A 16,806-nucleotide genomic window follows, 5' to 3' on the forward strand; every position below is an offset into this window, starting at 1 on the left:
CGCGCCCCGGTTATAAGTTTTATGCCTATTCTGCTGTCTGTTCTGCGTACATCTCAAGACCTTCCGCTACAGCGTCCTTTGCACTGACTTCTCCTGTAACGATCTGAGGCATACCGTCGAATGTTGATACCCTGCATTCTCCGTTGAAAATATCCTGTACTGCACCTGTCAGGGATGAAACACCTGCCATCATGTCAATGGCCTTGATCTGAAGGGAGTTAAACTCTGCATCATCTACTTCCGGAGCTTCCTTTAAGGCAGATGCTGTGTGCTGTGCGAATTTTGCAACCATATCGTCTGTTGTCATGTACTCTACGAATTTAACGGCTGCGTCTCTCTTAGCTTCATCGTCCCATGCTTTCTTTGTGATGTAATATCCTTCAGAAAGTCCGCCGATCAGGTCTGTTGCTTTTCTTTCCCCGTTAGTCGGAACATAAGTAACTGTGAATTTATCCAGTTTGTCTTTATCAAGTGTGGATGCATCATCCGGGTCTGACTGGCATGCTGAAGCGATACCGCCTACTTTCCATGAACCATCAATTAAGAATCCGGCTTTTCCGCTTGTAAACAGTGCAAATGTCTCATCATCTTTTGCTGATAATGTGTTTTCCGGGAAATATCCTTTTTCATACAGTTTCTTAATATCTTCCATACCTTCTACCCAGCCAGGTCCGTTGCCTTCATCTACACTCTTTGGAACCTCGAGATGGCTGTCAAGTGAAGTGTGGTTGAAGATACTGTATTCCCACCAGTAATGAGGGATCTCACCCAGTGCAGATGCGATCGGCGTGTAGCCTGCTGCTTTGATCTTCTCACAGTCTGCCTCGAAATCAGCCCATGTATAATCTGCTCCCGGAACTTCCACGCCTGCTGCATCCAGAACTTCTGTATTACAGAAGAGGCCTTCCCAGTATCCGTTTACCGGAACCGCATATTTCACATCATCTACCAGTGATGCCGGTATCAGGTCGTCATTCATATTAGATGCATAGCCTGGATATTCAGCCCTGATATCATCTATAGAAATAACTTTTCCTTCTTCGATGAATGAATTTGCATCTGCCCCGTTAAAAAAGAACAGTACGTCCGGTTCTGAACCAGCCTGGAAATCTGTCTCGATACGTGCCTTAAATGTTTCGTCTGAAACCGCGGATGAATCGTTAATCTTGATTCCAGTCTCTTCCTCAAATGCGGAAACGGCTTCTTTATAATTCGGTGCATTTCCATCTTCACCGGCAAATGTTGTTGTGACGCTTAAAGATAACTCCTCGTCCTTGCTGTCGCTTCCCTTTTTGGAACCACACCCTGCTGCCATTGTTCCAACCATTGCTGTTACAAGTAAAATTGAAACCACTTTTTTCTTCATAACTTCTCCTCCAATCGCTTATACATTCTGTATAATTTATACTTTTATTATGACGTTTTTTTAGGAAAAGTGAATAACTCAATCTGTGATTTCTTGCATTATCTTGCCATCTTCCCCGACAAGGATAGTCAAACGGGCCCGGACATGGTTTTCATCCAGTTTTTCCATGCTCAGTCCGCACGGCTCCCCGTACAGAATCTTAAGCCTCTGGTTCACGTTTGCAATCCCCAGGCTGCCTGAAGCCTCTTTACTTGTATCATAATCCACATCCAGAAGCCTCTCGATCTTTGCCTCGTCTTCCTTCGTCAGATGTGCCTCGTTCACAATTTCCAGATATAAGAACCTGCCCTCCTTGCGGCCGGATAAGACGACCGTCCCCTGACCGTTTTTTACGACGCCATGTTCAATTGCGTTCTCGATCACAGGCTGCAGGATCAGCCTCGGAACCTTGTACTGCATGATTTCATCGGGAAGCTCTTTCTTAATCGTAAGACGTTTTCCGAGCCTCTCGGCAATAATATAGAGATAAGCATTCACATAGATCATTTCTTCGGACAAAAGTACTTCCGGCTGCTTTTTCCTGTCTATTCCTGCATCCATCAGCGTCGCCAGGGCCTCAATCATCTGCGACACCTTCTGATTTCCGGACAGGCGCGCCTCCCAGTTGATAATCTCCAGTGTGTTATTCATAAAATGTGGGTTGATGTGGGACTGCAGGGCCATAATCCGTGCATCCCTCAGTGCCAGTTCTTCCTCATAGATATGGTCAAACTGGTATTTCAGCTTTTCTGACATCTTATTAAAAGAATCCGCAAGATAATGGAACTCCTTGCTCTCAGGTTCAAAATCCAGCTGATAGCCGAGATTTCCTTTTTCAATCTCCACGGCACCGTCCATCATCTTTTCAACCGGCTTTGTCACATGCCTGTAGAACACCCACAGAAGGATGGAAAGCAATGGGATCAGGCAGAGTACCATCCCGATCAGTATGGTTTTATATCCGTAAAACAGCGTGAAGGAGGAGCTGTCATCGAACCGGACAAGCGAAGTAATCCTGTGATCCCCTGCCAGCATGTCATGATAGATGCAGAGAATACCGTTGTCCCACGTATATCCGGAGACTCCCCCCATCTCCTCCTTTCCCGTTTCCTTCGCAGTAACCTCATCCCCAATTAGGCGGAGGTTACAGTCATCCACATGAAGTGTCACAGATGTCCCGGACGGGAAAACAGAATAGTTTTCAAAGCATTCATTTTTATTGATAAGCAGCACAAGTGTACCTGCATTTACATAGGATGGGCTGTAAAGATTACGCACCAGATACAGCCTGTTTCCGCTGCTGTAAAACTGCACCTTTGTATCAAGGTTCCCGGCCAGCGCCTCGACCGCCTCGTGGTCCTCGTCCCAGTATCTCTGTACCAGCTGGTAGGTCCCGCCCTCGCCGGTATTGTAAGCACTGCTGTTCAGTCTGGCCGGATCATCCCTGTACCACAGAATGGAGGCCTTAATGAGGCTGTCCCGCCCGTACCTGTCCCCCAGATAATACATACTGGATGCGAGCAGGTCGTGCTCCGGAATAGCCCCCTTCTTATACCTTACATAAAGGTCAGTAAGCGTCCCGTCATAAGATGCCTGACGGGACGCTTCTATTACCTTATTCAGACGCTCGGCGCTCACCTGGTCGTTGAACTTGAGCTGTTCGATCTGTTTCGAAATCTTGCTCTCAAACTGATTGCTTGAGATGTAATACACGTTTACCCCCGTGATCAGGATTAGGGGCAGAAGCCAGCATAAGACCATCAGCGCAATGATCCTTGACTTAATAGAAATCTTTCTTTTCGTCTTCATATGTTTCCTTTTCCCGGAAGCAGCGATCAGAGATCCAGAAATGTTTCAAACTTTTCACATAATGCTTTCGCCTGCGTTTCATCCGGCATCTCGCAGAAGATACGCAGAAGCGGCTCCGTTCCTGAGAATCTGGCGATAATCCAGCCGCCGTTCTCAAAATATACTTTGCACCCGTCCAGATAGGACACATCACGCATCGGCACATCGATCTTAGGCAAAAGCTTTTCTTCCATGAGCATATGGAAAATCTCTTCTTTGCGCTCCTGCGTCATCTTATAATCCCGTTCTTCCATGTGAATTGTGCCATATTCCTTCTGGATGTCTTCCATAATCTGTGACATCTTTTTTCCTGTCACGGCGAGCATCTCGACGAGGAGCATTGCCGCATACACCCCGTCCTTGCCGTTGATGTGCCCGCGTACGGTCAGCCCCCCGGAAGATTCCCCTCCGAGGATTGCTCCTGTTTCCTGCATTTTAGCGGAAATGTGCTTGAATCCTACCGGGACTTCATAGCAGGTTTCGCCGAACCCTTCCGCCACTTTATCCAGCATATGTGTGGTTGCTACATTTCTTACAACCGGTCCCTTCCAACCTTTATATTTTACAAGATAGTAATATAATAACACCAAAATGTCATTGGCGTGCAGAAATCTTCCTTTGTCGTCAATTACACCGATCCGGTCCGCATCCCCGTCTGTTGCCAGTCCGATGTCACAGCCGTAATCAATCACATACGTCTTGAGAGCCCGCAGTGTCCCGTCCGTTGGCGCCGGGAGCCGACCTCCGAACAGGGTGTCATGGCGTTCATTGATGAGGTTTACATCACACCTCGCCGTCAGCAGGATCGTTTTCAACGACGTCTGGCTGACCCCGTACATCGGGTCGAGGGCAATGTTAAGACCCGCGTCCCTGATCTTCTGCATATCAATATTGTCGATAATATTATCCAGATATTCATTCAGGGGGTTGAACTCTTCGACAAGCCCTTCTTTTAAGGCATTCTCATAGGGCATTGACGGCAGCGGTTTTCCCCGGAACTCATCCTCTATTTCTTTAATGTAACATTCAATGTCCTGTGTCTGGATCTCATTTGCATCCCTTCCGCCCTCTGTAAACACCTTGATCCCGTTATAGATGGCCGGGTTATGGCTGGCCGTCACCATCATGCCGTATGGCATGTTGTGTTTCATCACGTAGAACATGACAAGCGGGGTCGGAACGGAACGGTCGATGAACCAGACCTTGATCCCCTCCTCTGCGAAGATCTCACATGACCAGTAAATCGTTTCTTTCGAAAGGAAACGCCTGTCATATCCCATGACAATCCCTTTTTCCTCCACGCCTTCTGCCTTCATCTTCCTCGCCATCGCCTTTGCAAGTATCTGTATGTTCGCCTTTGTAAATTCATCTCCAATAATTGCTCTCCAGCCGCCTGTACCGAATGCCATCATAACTGTGCCTTCCTTTCTCCCATGATGATTCTGACTGTATGTTCTTTCTGATCTGTTAAAAGCGGGATCTGTGCCACAGACCTCTTTGCTGACTGTCCTGATGTATCTCCTTCTTTGACAAGCCCTGCACTGGAAAATGCCGGTGCGTAAGTTTCCCCGTCCAGATACAATTCCTTCACTCCTGACATGACGTGGTCCGGGTTCTCAACGATAATCTGATACCGGATGCCCCTCCAGACGCGGCTTACTTCAAAGCCGTCCCATTGTGCCGGGATACACGGATCAATCTCCAGATAATCAAACTGCGGACGGATTCCCAGCATATACCTTGTCGCGGAAAAATACGCCCAGCCGCCGCTTCCTGTCATAAACGGATGCCTCGCCCGTCCATATGCGCTGTGGTCCTTCCCCATGATAAACTGGCAGTAGGAGTAAGGCTCTGCCTGCCGGATCTCAATCTTGTCGTTCTGGTAATACGGGCAGAGGGCATTGTAATACTCCATTGCCCGGTCCCCCCTTCCCAGACGGCATTCTGCCGCCCATGCCCACGGATTCGGATGGCTGAAGACAGAACCGTTTTCCTTGACTCCGGGATATACCCTTGTCACAAAACCGATATCATCATCCGGCACGGTAAAGGACGGTGCGTTCAGCATGATTCCGTAAGGTGTGGACAGGTATTTCTGCACGCTGTCCATCGCCTGGATTCCCTTCTCATAGCTCGCCGCCCCGGACAGGACCGCCCATGCATTGGACTCCAGATGAATCTTCCCTTCCTTGTCCTGCGTCGTGCCGATGCGCCTTCCGTTCTTCGTAATACCGCGGATGAACCACTCCTGATCCCACAGTTCCCGGCCACATACTTCACGAACCGTCTGCTGCATTGCCTCATATTTCTTTACATTATCTGCATCCTGACGGAACCTTGCCAGCTCCAGAAAGTTCTCAATTGCCCAGTAATGAAGGAAGGATACGAGTGCACTCTCTCCCCCTCCCAGATTCAGGCAGTCATTCCAGTCCGCACGTAAGCCTTTGCATACGCCGTCCTCTCCTACCTGGTCGAAAGAGAAATCCAGAATCTTCATCATATGCTCATAGACGGTACCACTTCCGCCGTCCGCATAAGTCAGCACTTCATCGATAAACCCATATTCCCCTGTCTCCTTCACATACTCTGTGATTGCCGCGATCACCCAGAGTGCATCGTCGGAACAAGTATCCTCCAGCCCGTGGATCATGTCCTCACGCTTCGGCTGGGGAACTACAGTCGGTGACTTAAAGGGCTTTTCCTCCGCCTCGGGGTCAAACCAGCGCGGTTCAAACAGGTGCAGTCCATACCCTTTTGATACGAGCCCCCTTAAGAGTTCCACAAGGCGCTGGCGGCATTTTTCCGGATTGGAATGGGGTACTGTCATGGCATCCTGCGCCGTATCCCGGTAGCCGAGGCCGGTCCTTCCTCCTACCTCAATAAAGGAAGCGAACCGGGAAAACATGACATTGATCTCTGCCTGATACAGCGTCCATGTGTTGATCAGCGTATTCATCCCCTCATTCGGCGTCTGAATCTGAAGTTTTCCACACTTCTCTTCCCAAAATGCTTTTAAATCCACATAAACCTGGTCGACATTGTGGAAAACCTGATACTTTTCCCTCATTTTCCTTCCTGCTTCCCGGCTGCCCTCCCCAAGCATAAATACTGCCCGGACCTCTTCTCCCGGTTTCAATATTATCTTCTTATGAAGTGCCCCGCAGTGGTTATTTCCCTTTTCATAAGAGCCACTTAATGTCCCGCGTTCAACCCCCAAAGGATTGCCCTCGGAGCGGTAAGCACCGATAAACTCATCCCGCAGACAGTCAAAGCCGTCCGGTTCAAAATCGGCCGTAAAATACTGGTACCCGAATTCATCGTAATACAGGTCATGCTCGATAATCCCATCTTCATATGAAGAACCCGCAGAATAAAGACTCATCTGGAAATTCTGGTTGTCAAATTCAATGTGGTGGAAGGAAAATTCACAGTAAGAAAACAGGCTTAAAGACCGCTCTTTTGTACCTGTATTCTTCACCTTCACATCCCACAGCTCTACCGTATCTTCGATCGGGATGGACAGAGTCTGGCTCGCTTTAATCCCGTTATATTCACACTCATATCTTGTATAGGATAACCCGTGTACACAACTATACTTTGCAGTATCCAGACTCTTGCCGACCGGCTGCCAGGAAATACTCCAGTAATCCCCGCTCTCATCGTCCCTCAGATACACGTAATGCCCCGGACGGTCCATCGGCACACTGTTCCCACGGAAACGCGTGATCCGGTGGTATTCCGGGGACTTATAAAACAGATAACCTCCCGCAGTATGATTGACTACCGCACACATATCCCGCACACCCAGATAATTCGTCCAGGATGCCGGCAGATCGACCCTGTCGATCACATATTCCCTTTTTTCACTGTCAAAATGACCATATTCCATAATAGAAACTCCTCCCGCCTGATATCATCTGATTTGATTATAAGCTTACAGTCCAAAAGAACCAACTGCGGGAAATGCGATTATTTGCATAAAATTGTGTAATAGTAACCATTATATATCATATACTAATACAGAGTTAAATTAAGCGTATTGACTTCTTATGTTAATTCTGCTATATTGAACTCAGTGATCGTGTTACGGAAACTTGCGAAGCCCGTAACCGGGGGAGAACCTGCGGGTCTCTCCCTCTTTTGTTTTTAAGGAGAAAAAATGTTGTCACAAAAGAAATTTTCTACTTTTTCAGAACAAGTCGAATGGCTCCAAAATGAAAAACACCTTACTATTTCAAATAAACAGTATGCAGAAGATGTATTGAAACATATTGGCTATTTTCCGTTAATGGGCGGCTACAAGCACTTGTTCAGGATTCCATTAACAAAAAAATATAAAGACGGAACTTCCTTTGAAGAAATTGTTTCTCTCTATAACTTTGATAAAGAGCTTCGTGAATTATTTTTCAAATATCTACTCCAGATTGAACGCCATCTGCGTTCGTTAATGTCCTATTATTTTTCTGAACAGTATGGCGAGGAGCAATCTGCTTACTTGGACATTCATAATTTTAATAACAGCCGTAAAAATCATAATACTGTTGTCCGTTTAGTTTCAACCTTGCAAAGAGCTGCAACAACAAACGATTATGCATATATAAACTATTACCGAACTACTTACGGCAATATTCCAATGTGGGTACTGATCAACGTCCTGACTTTTGGAAACCTTTCAAAAATGTACAAAGTCTTTCCACAATCCTTACAGTCAAAAGTATGCAAAAATTTTGGTATTATCAACAGAAAGCAAATGGAACAGTTCTTGTCCGTCCTAACAAAGTTTAGAAATGTATGCGCTCATGGAGAACGCTTATTTACTTACCGGACAATAGACAATATTTCTGATCTGCCATTACATAAAAAATTATCAGTACCAATGAACGGAATCCAATATCAATATGGAAAAAACGATTTATTTGCTGTGGTAATTGCTTTTCGCTATCTGATTCCAATCAGTGATTTTAGAATTTTCAAAAGAAATTTATCTGCTTTGATCGACCATGCTTCCAAAAATCTTGTCCATATAAACAATGATGAACTTCTTAACCGAATGGGCTTTCCTCCAAATTGGAAAGATATTACCCGTTATCGCTTAACACCATAAAAATACGGAGATTTGGCACTATTTTATAGCGCCAAATCTCCTTTTCTATTTGTTGAAACATGCTCATTTAAAGAGCTATAATGAGTTCAGAACACAAGAGATTGATTGGCCAGTCATACCTCATTTTCAGCTTAGGCTGAACCCCGCCCGAAGGGGCAGTAATTGTGAGATACGTATTAGATATCTCCGTAAAAACAAGGTTTTTGAGATGAAAGAGGTGTGAAATCAATGAAAGAGAAAGTCCAGACTTTTGGCAGATTTTTAAGCGGCATGGTAATGCCGAATATCGGTGCCTTTATCGCATGGGGAATTATTACCGCCCTGTTTATAGAAACAGGCTGGCGTCCGAATGAAAGGTTTGCACAATTAGTGACTCCCATGTCAACAATGCTTCTCCCGCTTTTGATTGCCTATACAGGCGGAAATGTGGTGGCGGGACAGCGCGGAGGCGTCATCGGGGCCATTGCTACAATGGGTGTCATCGTAGGTTCCGATGTTCCGATGTTTATCGGCGCAATGATCGTAGGACCGCTGTCCGCATGGATCATTAAGAAGTTCGATAAGTTCATGGAAAATAAGATTCCGGCCGGTTTTGAAATGCTGGTCAATAATTTTTCACTTGGTATCTTCGGCGCAGTTCTGGCCCTGCTGGCAATGGTAGGAATCACGCCGCTTGTAGGCGCCCTCAACAGTGTTATGCAGGCAGGAGTCGGTTTCTTCGTCGACCACGGCCTGCTGCCGCTCACGAGTGTGTTTATCGAGCCGGCAAAGGTGCTGTTCCTGAATAATGCAATCAACCACGGGATCCTGTCGCCGATGGGAATCCAGCAGGTAGAAGAAATCGGAAAATCCCTATTCTTCCTTCTGGAGGCAAACCCGGGACCAGGCCTTGGAATCCTGCTCGCATACTGTATCGCAGGAAAAGGAAGTGCAAAAAGTTCTGCACCCGGCGCGGTCATTATCCACTTCTTTGGCGGTATCCATGAGATTTACTTCCCGTACATCCTCATGAACCCGCTCCTGCTCCTCGCTGTAATGGCAGGCGGTGCAAGCGGAATCTTTATCTTTAACCTCATGGGTGTAGGACTGACAGCCCCCGCTTCACCGGGAAGTATTTTTGCACTGCTCATGATGGCAGAACGGCACAGCTACGCAGGGCTCCTGCTCGGAATCGCAGTATCTGCCGCCGTGGCCCTTATCGTCGCACTGCCGCTTCTCAAGTTCATGGGGAAAGACACAAGCCTTGAAGAAGCACAGCAGAAAAAAGACAGCATGAAGAGACAGGCAAAAGGAATCGCTGAGCCGGCCGCTATCGAAGGCTCTCTCGGAAACGATATGGCAAAAGACGGCGCCACACAGGGAAAAGTACACAAGATTGCCTTTGCCTGTGATGCCGGAATGGGGTCCAGCGCAATGGGTGCAACGGTTCTTAAGAAAAAGATAGCCGCCGCAGGACTTCAGGGAATCGAGGTTATTCATACCCCGGTATCTTCCATTCCTGCCGATGTCCAGATTGTTGTAACACACAGGGAACTGGGCGAACGCGCGGCCCGGAGTAATCCGAACGCAGAACGGATTCTGATCACGAATTTCCTTGCGGCCCCGGAATACGACGAACTGGTTCTTGAACTTAAAGGGCGAAATCAGTAATATGCATACTCTTTCATGAGCTCCCGATTCATGCTACAATAAAGATAATAATCCCAGAATCAAAAGGTGGATACAGGATGGAGCTGTTACGGAAGACAGGACGTTTTTATAAAGAAATCATCATAAATAATATAGGCATATTTATTTTCATCGGAATTCTGTCCGTAATCTTTCATGATTACGGATGGTTTCCTAATGAAAATATGTATGCCATTTCGCAGTTGGTTTACCACGTCGCCCTGCCAGTACTAATCAGCTTCGAGGGCGGAAGGAAGACCGGTGGGAACAGCGGAGGGCTCACAGCCGCCCTGGCGGTCTGCGGCATTGCAGCGGGTGGTACTGAGTCTGGCCTCTGGGGCGCGCTTCTGATCGGTCCCGCGGCCGGATTCCTCTGGAAGTACAGTTTTCAGTGGATTTCCTGTAAATGCAAGGCTTCCCTGCAGATGCTTGTCAAGAACCTCTGGATCGCGGTTCTGGCAGGTCTTATGGCGGGTATGGCTTATGCAGTTCTCACACCGGTTATGAACCAGTTTATCACACTTTTATCACGTTTTACCGACATGCTGGTGGAATTCGGGATGTTAGGGACTCTCGCTTTTATCATTGAGCCCGCAAAGGTATTTTTTCTGAACAACCTCATGAACCACAGCATTCTGGTTCCACTGGGAATGAGTCAGGCCGCCGCTCATGGCAGTTCAGTTTTCTTTCTGCTCGAGGCAAATCCAGGCCCCGGATTCGGTATGCTTGGGGCCCTGTTCCTCTGCCATAAGGAAAAGCGGCAGGAATATGGCGCCGCCATGTTTACCCAGGCGGTCGGAGGGCTTCACGAGGTTTATTTTCCCTATGTACTGTCCAACCTCTGGCTCCTTCTTCCTCTGATGGCCGGAGGTTTTGCCGGGAACCTTACTTTTCAGTATCTGCACGCCGGACTGCAGGGGCCTGTATCTCCCGGAAGTGTGGTCACAATCCTCTTGATGGCCGGAAAGAATACATGGCTTTTCGCCCTTGCCGGGCTGGCAGTCTCCACGGCAGTATCCTTTGCCGGAAGCCTGCTTGTGTTAAAGATGACCACTAAAAGCAACAATACCGTTTCAAAAGAAATAAGTACTCATGATAAATCTCCCGTGAACAATATAAATGAGGAAAAAAATATGAAAATGCAAAGAATTGCCGTGATCTGTGACGGTGGAGTCGGTACAAGCGCAATGGGTGCCTCCATCTTAAGAAGACGGCTGGCACAGGAAAAACTGACCGGCATCCAGGTGGACGCATATGCGGCAGACCTGATTCCTGACGGCATCGACCTGATTGTATGCCAGAAGGATCTGTATGACCATCTGCCGGAGAAACTCAAATCAGATATAGGTCCGTCGAGAGAGATTTATACAGCCGGCAGCCTCCTTACCGCCGCATCCTATGATGGGCTGGTTTGTCTGCTTCGAGAGAGAGGAAGGTAACAGTATGGATATTACCCCAAGGATCAAGCAAATATTACACGTGCTCCTTTCCGAAAAAAAGAGCATTTCCGTAAAGGATCTGGCCGCGAAGGTCGGTGTCAGCAAGCGGACCGTCCAGCGTGAGCTGGGTTATATCCAGAGTTCTTTGAAGCCCTATGATATCCGTTTCATGTCTAAGACAGGGGTCGGGGTGTGGCTGGAGGGCAGTGCGGAAGAAAAAAGGCGTATGTTTGATGATATCAGCCAGGGTGACTCCTATGATGTCAGCAACCGGGAAGAACGCAGGAAACGGCTTATCTTAGAGGTCCTGAAGGAAAAAGGGCTGAAGAAACTGTTTTATTACAGCAGCCAGTTTCAGGTCAGCGAAGCAACCATAAGTACAGATCTGGAAGCCGTCGGGGAATGGCTGAACCGGTACGGCCTTTTTGTGGTGCGCAAACCCGGAAGCGGTATTGCAGTTGAAGGCAGTGAAGAGAACTACCGCCGGGCAATCCGGGCATTTATTGATGAGAACATCGATACCCGCCTGATCCGGGATGCCTATGAATCCGACAGCAGTCAGGAAAGCTGCGAAGAATTTGCTAAAAGCAGCATGGGGAAGGTACTCAACGATGATATCCTGAAACGTGTCATCGGCTGTATTATGGGGATGAACCATACCCGTGTCCTTACATTGACAGAGAACTCTTATATTGGCCTGATTATCCATATTTCCATTGCCATCAACCGGATTCTTAAGGATGAAATGCTGGAAACCGCCGACGGCTGGAGCGGGGACCTCCATGAGGATGAGGACTATCTGCTGGCAAAGGAGATTGTCCTCAAACTGGAAGAGGAATTCGAGATTGAGATACCAGAGGTAGAAATCTCTTATATCTGCCTTCACATCAAAGGGGCCAAACACGAAAAGATTTCATGGGCCGACGGAAAAACGGTTGAGATGGGTAACCGTGAACTTCAGGATCTGCTGAATGAGATGATCGATGCATTCGACGCAGAAAAAGCCTATTACCTGAAACAGGATGATGAATTCATACAAGGGCTTCTTGCCCACCTGCAGCCTACACTGATCCGCCTCCTGCACGGGATGAAGATCCAGAATCCCATCTTGAAGGAAATTCAGGAGAGCTATCCGGATATCTATGAAAAATGCAGCAAGGTCGCACTCGTTCTAGGTGAAAAGACGCAGACTGCCGTCCCCAATGAAGAGACCGGATTTCTCGCGGTACATTTCGGGGCGGCGCTTGTCCGCCTGGAAGGCAAAAGCGAACAGATCCGCCAGGTGCATATCGGCGTCGTATGTTCCAGCGGAATCGGCATCTCCCGCCTGATGTCTTCCAAACTTAAGAAAGTATTTCGTGACCGGGTGGATATCACCGCCTATGGCAAAAACGACATTACGCCTTATATCATCGGTAAGACGGACTTTTTCATATCGAGTCTTCAGCTGGACCTGCAGGATGCCCCTGTTATTTATGTCAATCCGCTTCTCGGAGATGACGATATTGAAAAAAGCCGGCGCATGGTCTATCAGTATGAGCGGATGCCCGAAAAGCTGAAAACAGAGGATGAGTTCACCGTACAGCTCGAAGAAATCAACCTGGCCGCCGCCCAGATCAATGCCGTAATCAAATATATGGACTTCTTCAAGGTTGACAACTGGATCACTTTTAAGGAGCTTCTGATTGCCATCGGGGAAAAACTCTCCCCCTACAGTGACCGGAGTGAACTGATACAGGAAGACATCATGAGGAGGGAAAAGATCGCCACGCAGGTCTTTGCAGAATTTGGTTTTGCACTCTTTCACACGAGGACAAAGGGCGTTGTAAGGCCCTGCTTTGGTGTGTGCATGACAAAAGACCTCACAGCCTTCATGGCCCCTTACTTTAAGGGAATTAACGTCATCTTTGTCATGCTCGTGCCGGATGATGAAAATGTGCGGATCAACAATGAAATCCTCGGATATATTAGTACACTGCTGATCGAGGAGTATGATTTTATGGAAGTAGTCCTGAAAGGGGATAAAGAAGAAATAAGAGGGGTACTTTCGAAATATCTGAAGAAATTCTTTACCAAATATCTGGGTGGGCTGTAATGTAGGATCAGTTCCACATGACTTGCCCACTTACTATACAAGTCAAGTGGGCAAGTCATATATTTTATTCTGTTTTATGCTTAACATACTTTTGTTTTGAACTCTGCGGTTTGTCTGGAATTGTCAAGTCAACAATTTTTGCGTCTATTAATGGCTTAAGTATTTTTGTTCTGAAATAATCTCTTGAACTATAGTTACAGAATTCTTGTAATTCTTTTCTAGTTCTTGGCTGCTCCAAATAATTCATGAGTCTTGCAAAATCCTGTATACTCATATTCGGAACTTCCGAAGAATGTTGTAAGAAATTGTCTTTATTATTCTGATCTGTGGATTTATTCACTTTTTCTTCCGGCCGATAAAAACAAACTACAAATCCAGACTTTAATTTTTTAAATTCATATCTAACATCTGCTTTTTCACACGCATCAGCTATACGTTTCAAACCAGTCCCAAAACTCTCAATATCTTTAGAATAATATAAAATTCTTGCTATTTTGGGATTTCTACGAATTGGCCTTTCCGGTTTGTCAATAAAATCCTGTGGTTCAAATCCTTCTGGAAAAGCACCTGGGTTATATATTTCAATTCTGTCTTTATAAATTGCAACCTCATTACTTTGTCCGGCTGCATAATCCTTATGACAAAATGAATTTAACAATGCCTCTCGGATAGCATCAATTGGTATCTCCGGTATTTCCGTACGTTGTAATGCACCAGTAAATTCCACGCGCCAATGTATATTACTTTTTATATAACTTTCAGCTATGTCTATAAGCTTAAGTACGGGTCCATGTTGCCTTTGAATATCATTAAAAGTCAATCTCTCATTGGTTGCAAAAATTGCCATTTGAATATCTTGAATTAAATCATCTGCAAATAATGCCTTTCCCGCATTTATTAAATGATTTCCCTCTGATAACTCTAATTGATTTAAAACTGTTTTCTTATCTGTATAAACAATTGCTATTCTCCCAACATCATGAGCCTGATTTGTATATTTTTTTAGAAGTTCTTCATCGACATCATCAATTGTTTTATTAGAAATCAAATTTTCCCACCGATTTTCTTCTCTATCTCCCTTGCGAATATAATCTGCTAATTGCTGTGGTGACATAATTAAATCTTCATCTGCTACACGTATCCTTGCTACACCATATGAAAAATATGGAGTCTGATTTCCTGCAAATTTAACATATATACAATCCCTGCCATCCATAACCACCTTTTTCACTTCAGGATATATTTTAGGTTCAATAGAATTCTTTATTTTCTGACTAACTTCTCTTAGTGACTCCTCCGTAACAACCTGCCCTATAATACTACCATCTGGTTTTACTCCAAAATACAATTCTCCATGCTGATGCTTATTCAATATAGCAGAAATAGAATTCATTGCTTCTTTTAATTCTCCTGTTGACTTCTTGAATTCCACTGTTTCGTTTTCTATTCCTAAATTCAACCTACTACCTTCTTTCTATAATTCATATTCCATATCTTTTCCATATCCAATTAATGTAAACTTAAAATAAAAATTATATACCGCAAGTTCGCCTAATCTATTTAACATATATCCTGCACTTTTTGTTTAGACTGTTAATACTCCCTTTTTTATGAAATTCACAAAATGAATATCTATATCTTTACTTACCTCTCATTATTATCTATGACTAAAATCAATCTGTCAAGTCAGGGAGATGCCCGCACCGCCTAGTTTTGGCACTATCTGATGGTGCCAAATCCCATCTTCTTTGAATTGAAAAACAGCCCCCAACCTCCCTATAATTAAGGCATAGACAAGAACGAAAACCAAAAGTCAATCCCAAAAAGGAGGATAAATATGTTATTTAAAAGCAGAAAAAAAGTGGAGGAAAAGAAGGAACTTTTATACCGTGAAAACATCCGGGTGAATTGCAGACCCGACACTCAGGAAAATGTCATTCGCAAGGTCGGGCAGATGCTTGCAGACTCCGGTTATGTAGACCAGCCGTATGTCGATGCGATGCTCGAACGTGAAAGATCACTCTCAACCTATATGGGAAGCGGCCTTGCACTGCCCCACGGAGTCGAGCAGGCAAAAAAAGAAATCCGTTCGTCCGGGATCGCAGTTATGGTTTTTCCTGAGGGCACACCCTGGGGGGATGAACAGGCCAAGGTTGTCATCGGAATCGCCGGCGTCGGGGAAGAACATCTGGATATCCTGTCAGTCATCGCTGACAAGATGATGGATGAAAAAGCAGCCGCAGAACTGACAAGCGGAACGGCTGATGCAGACACCATTTACAGGATTCTTACAGGAAAGGAGCAGATATCATGATTGTAACAGTAACAATGAACCCTGCCATTGACAAAACCGTAGAGATCGGGCACCTGATCCCGGGAGGGCTGAACCGCATCCACAAGGTTGAATATGATGCAGGTGGAAAAGGTATTAACGTTTCAAAAACCATCCGTGAGCTGGGCGGTGGGAGCATCGCAACTGGCTTTCTCGCGGGAAATGCAGGCAGAACGATTGAGAGCGTACTGAAAGACAGGGGGATTCAATCAGATTTCGTCTGGGTAGATGGGGAAACAAGGACAAACACGAAGGTACTGGAAGATAACGGAGAGGTTACCGAGCTGAATGAACCCGGTCCTGAAATCACCCCGGACCAGTTGGATGAACTGCTCGCCAGACTCGAAGGGTATGCAGGCGACGGAGTTTTATTCGTACTGGCAGGCAGTATCCCGAGCGGTATCAGCATCGATATCTATGAAAAGATCATAAGGCTGCTCCACAAAAAAGGGGCAAAGGTTCTGCTGGATGCCGACGGCTGTATGTTCCGTCAGGCGCTGGATGCTGGCCCCGATATTATCAAACCGAACCGGGCAGAGTTAGAAGAATTCATGGGCATTGACTATCGTGCCTCTGACCGGGACCTTTTAAAGACTGCAAGACAGCTTCTTGGAAAGGGTGTGGATACCGTAGCCGTTTCAATGGGAAAAAGCGGCGCCATGTTTGTCCGGGACGGTTATGAAGTCAGATGCCCCGCGCTTAACGTAAAGGCACACTCTACTGTAGGGGCCGGAGATGCAATGGTTGCGGCGCTTGCCTATTCCTTTGACACAAAAAACGGCGATGAAAATACTACCCGCATCTGTATGGCTGCTTCCGCAGGGGCTGTTACAACAATTGGGACAAAGCCGCCGGCAAGGGAACTGGTAGACGAGTTAATGGAACAAGTAATCATAGAAAAGATAGGAGAGTAAA

At 46.2% G+C, this 16,806-nt stretch carries 11 protein-coding genes; 6 read left to right on the forward strand and 5 right to left on the reverse strand.

All coding sequences use genetic code 11. The features are described 5' to 3' along the window. Positions 1-25: 25 nt before the first annotated feature. The 4 genes from A8806_RS08360 to A8806_RS08375 all read right to left on the reverse strand — a co-directional run bounded on the left by A8806_RS08360 (position 26) and on the right by A8806_RS08375 (position 7,142). Complete coding sequence (locus tag A8806_RS08360) at positions 26-1,366, reverse strand: ABC transporter substrate-binding protein (RefSeq protein WP_109730737.1); 1,341 nt, start codon at positions 1,364-1,366, stop codon at positions 26-28. A 78-nt stretch (positions 1,367-1,444) separates the two neighbouring features. Beyond that, positions 1,445-3,214, reverse strand: coding sequence for a sensor histidine kinase (locus tag A8806_RS08365; RefSeq protein WP_109730738.1), 1,770 nt, complete (start codon positions 3,212-3,214; stop codon positions 1,445-1,447). Positions 3,215-3,240: 26 nt separating this feature from the next. Further along, positions 3,241-4,665 (reverse strand): phosphoglucomutase/phosphomannomutase family protein, encoded by a 1,425-nt coding sequence (locus A8806_RS08370; protein ID WP_109730739.1) that lies wholly within the window; start codon positions 4,663-4,665, stop codon positions 3,241-3,243. Beyond that, positions 4,662-7,142: a glycoside hydrolase family 94 protein gene (locus tag A8806_RS08375; protein WP_109730740.1), complete on the reverse strand. Its 2,481-nt coding sequence runs from the start codon at positions 7,140-7,142 to the stop codon at positions 4,662-4,664. Before A8806_RS08375 ends, A8806_RS08370 begins: the two co-directional genes overlap by 4 nt. A gap of 270 nt (positions 7,143-7,412) precedes the next feature. Between A8806_RS08375 and A8806_RS08380 the strand changes: the two genes are divergently transcribed. From A8806_RS08380 to A8806_RS08395, 4 genes are all read left to right on the forward strand, one after another. Further along, on the forward strand, positions 7,413-8,357 hold the full coding sequence (locus A8806_RS08380) for an Abi family protein (protein WP_109730741.1): 945 nt from the start codon (positions 7,413-7,415) through the stop codon (positions 8,355-8,357). Positions 8,358-8,585: 228 nt separating this feature from the next. Further along, on the forward strand, positions 8,586-10,007 hold the full coding sequence (locus A8806_RS08385; RefSeq protein ID WP_109730742.1) for a PTS mannitol transporter subunit IIBC: 1,422 nt from the start codon (positions 8,586-8,588) through the stop codon (positions 10,005-10,007). 77 nt (positions 10,008-10,084) lie between these two features. Further along, positions 10,085-11,464, forward strand: a complete 1,380-nt coding sequence (locus A8806_RS08390) for a PTS sugar transporter subunit IIBC family protein (protein WP_109730743.1) — start codon at positions 10,085-10,087, stop codon at positions 11,462-11,464. Between the two features lie 4 nt (positions 11,465-11,468). Next, entirely contained in the window at positions 11,469-13,559 is a 2,091-nt protein-coding gene (locus A8806_RS08395; RefSeq protein ID WP_109730744.1) for a BglG family transcription antiterminator, read from the forward strand. Positions 13,560-13,623: 64 nt separating this feature from the next. Here the strand turns inward: A8806_RS08395 and A8806_RS08400 are convergent, their stop codons facing one another. Then, a complete protein-coding gene (locus A8806_RS08400) occupies positions 13,624-15,018 on the reverse strand; it encodes an ATP-binding protein (protein ID WP_109730745.1) in 1,395 nt (464 codons plus the stop codon). Between the two features lie 378 nt (positions 15,019-15,396). Here A8806_RS08400 and A8806_RS08405 point away from each other — a divergent pair, with 378 nt between their 5' ends. Next, positions 15,397-15,873 (forward strand): PTS mannitol transporter subunit IIA, encoded by a 477-nt coding sequence (locus A8806_RS08405; protein WP_109730746.1) that lies wholly within the window; start codon positions 15,397-15,399, stop codon positions 15,871-15,873. Beyond that, positions 15,870-16,805, forward strand: a complete 936-nt coding sequence (gene pfkB, locus A8806_RS08410) for a 1-phosphofructokinase (protein WP_109730747.1) — start codon at positions 15,870-15,872, stop codon at positions 16,803-16,805. The genes A8806_RS08405 and pfkB overlap by 4 nt, the downstream gene beginning before the upstream one ends. Position 16,806: the final 1 nt, after the last annotated feature.

The sequence above is a fragment of the Faecalicatena orotica genome (genome assembly GCF_003149245.1).
Taxonomy (GTDB): Bacteria; Bacillota; Clostridia; order Lachnospirales; family Lachnospiraceae; genus Faecalicatena_A; species Faecalicatena_A orotica.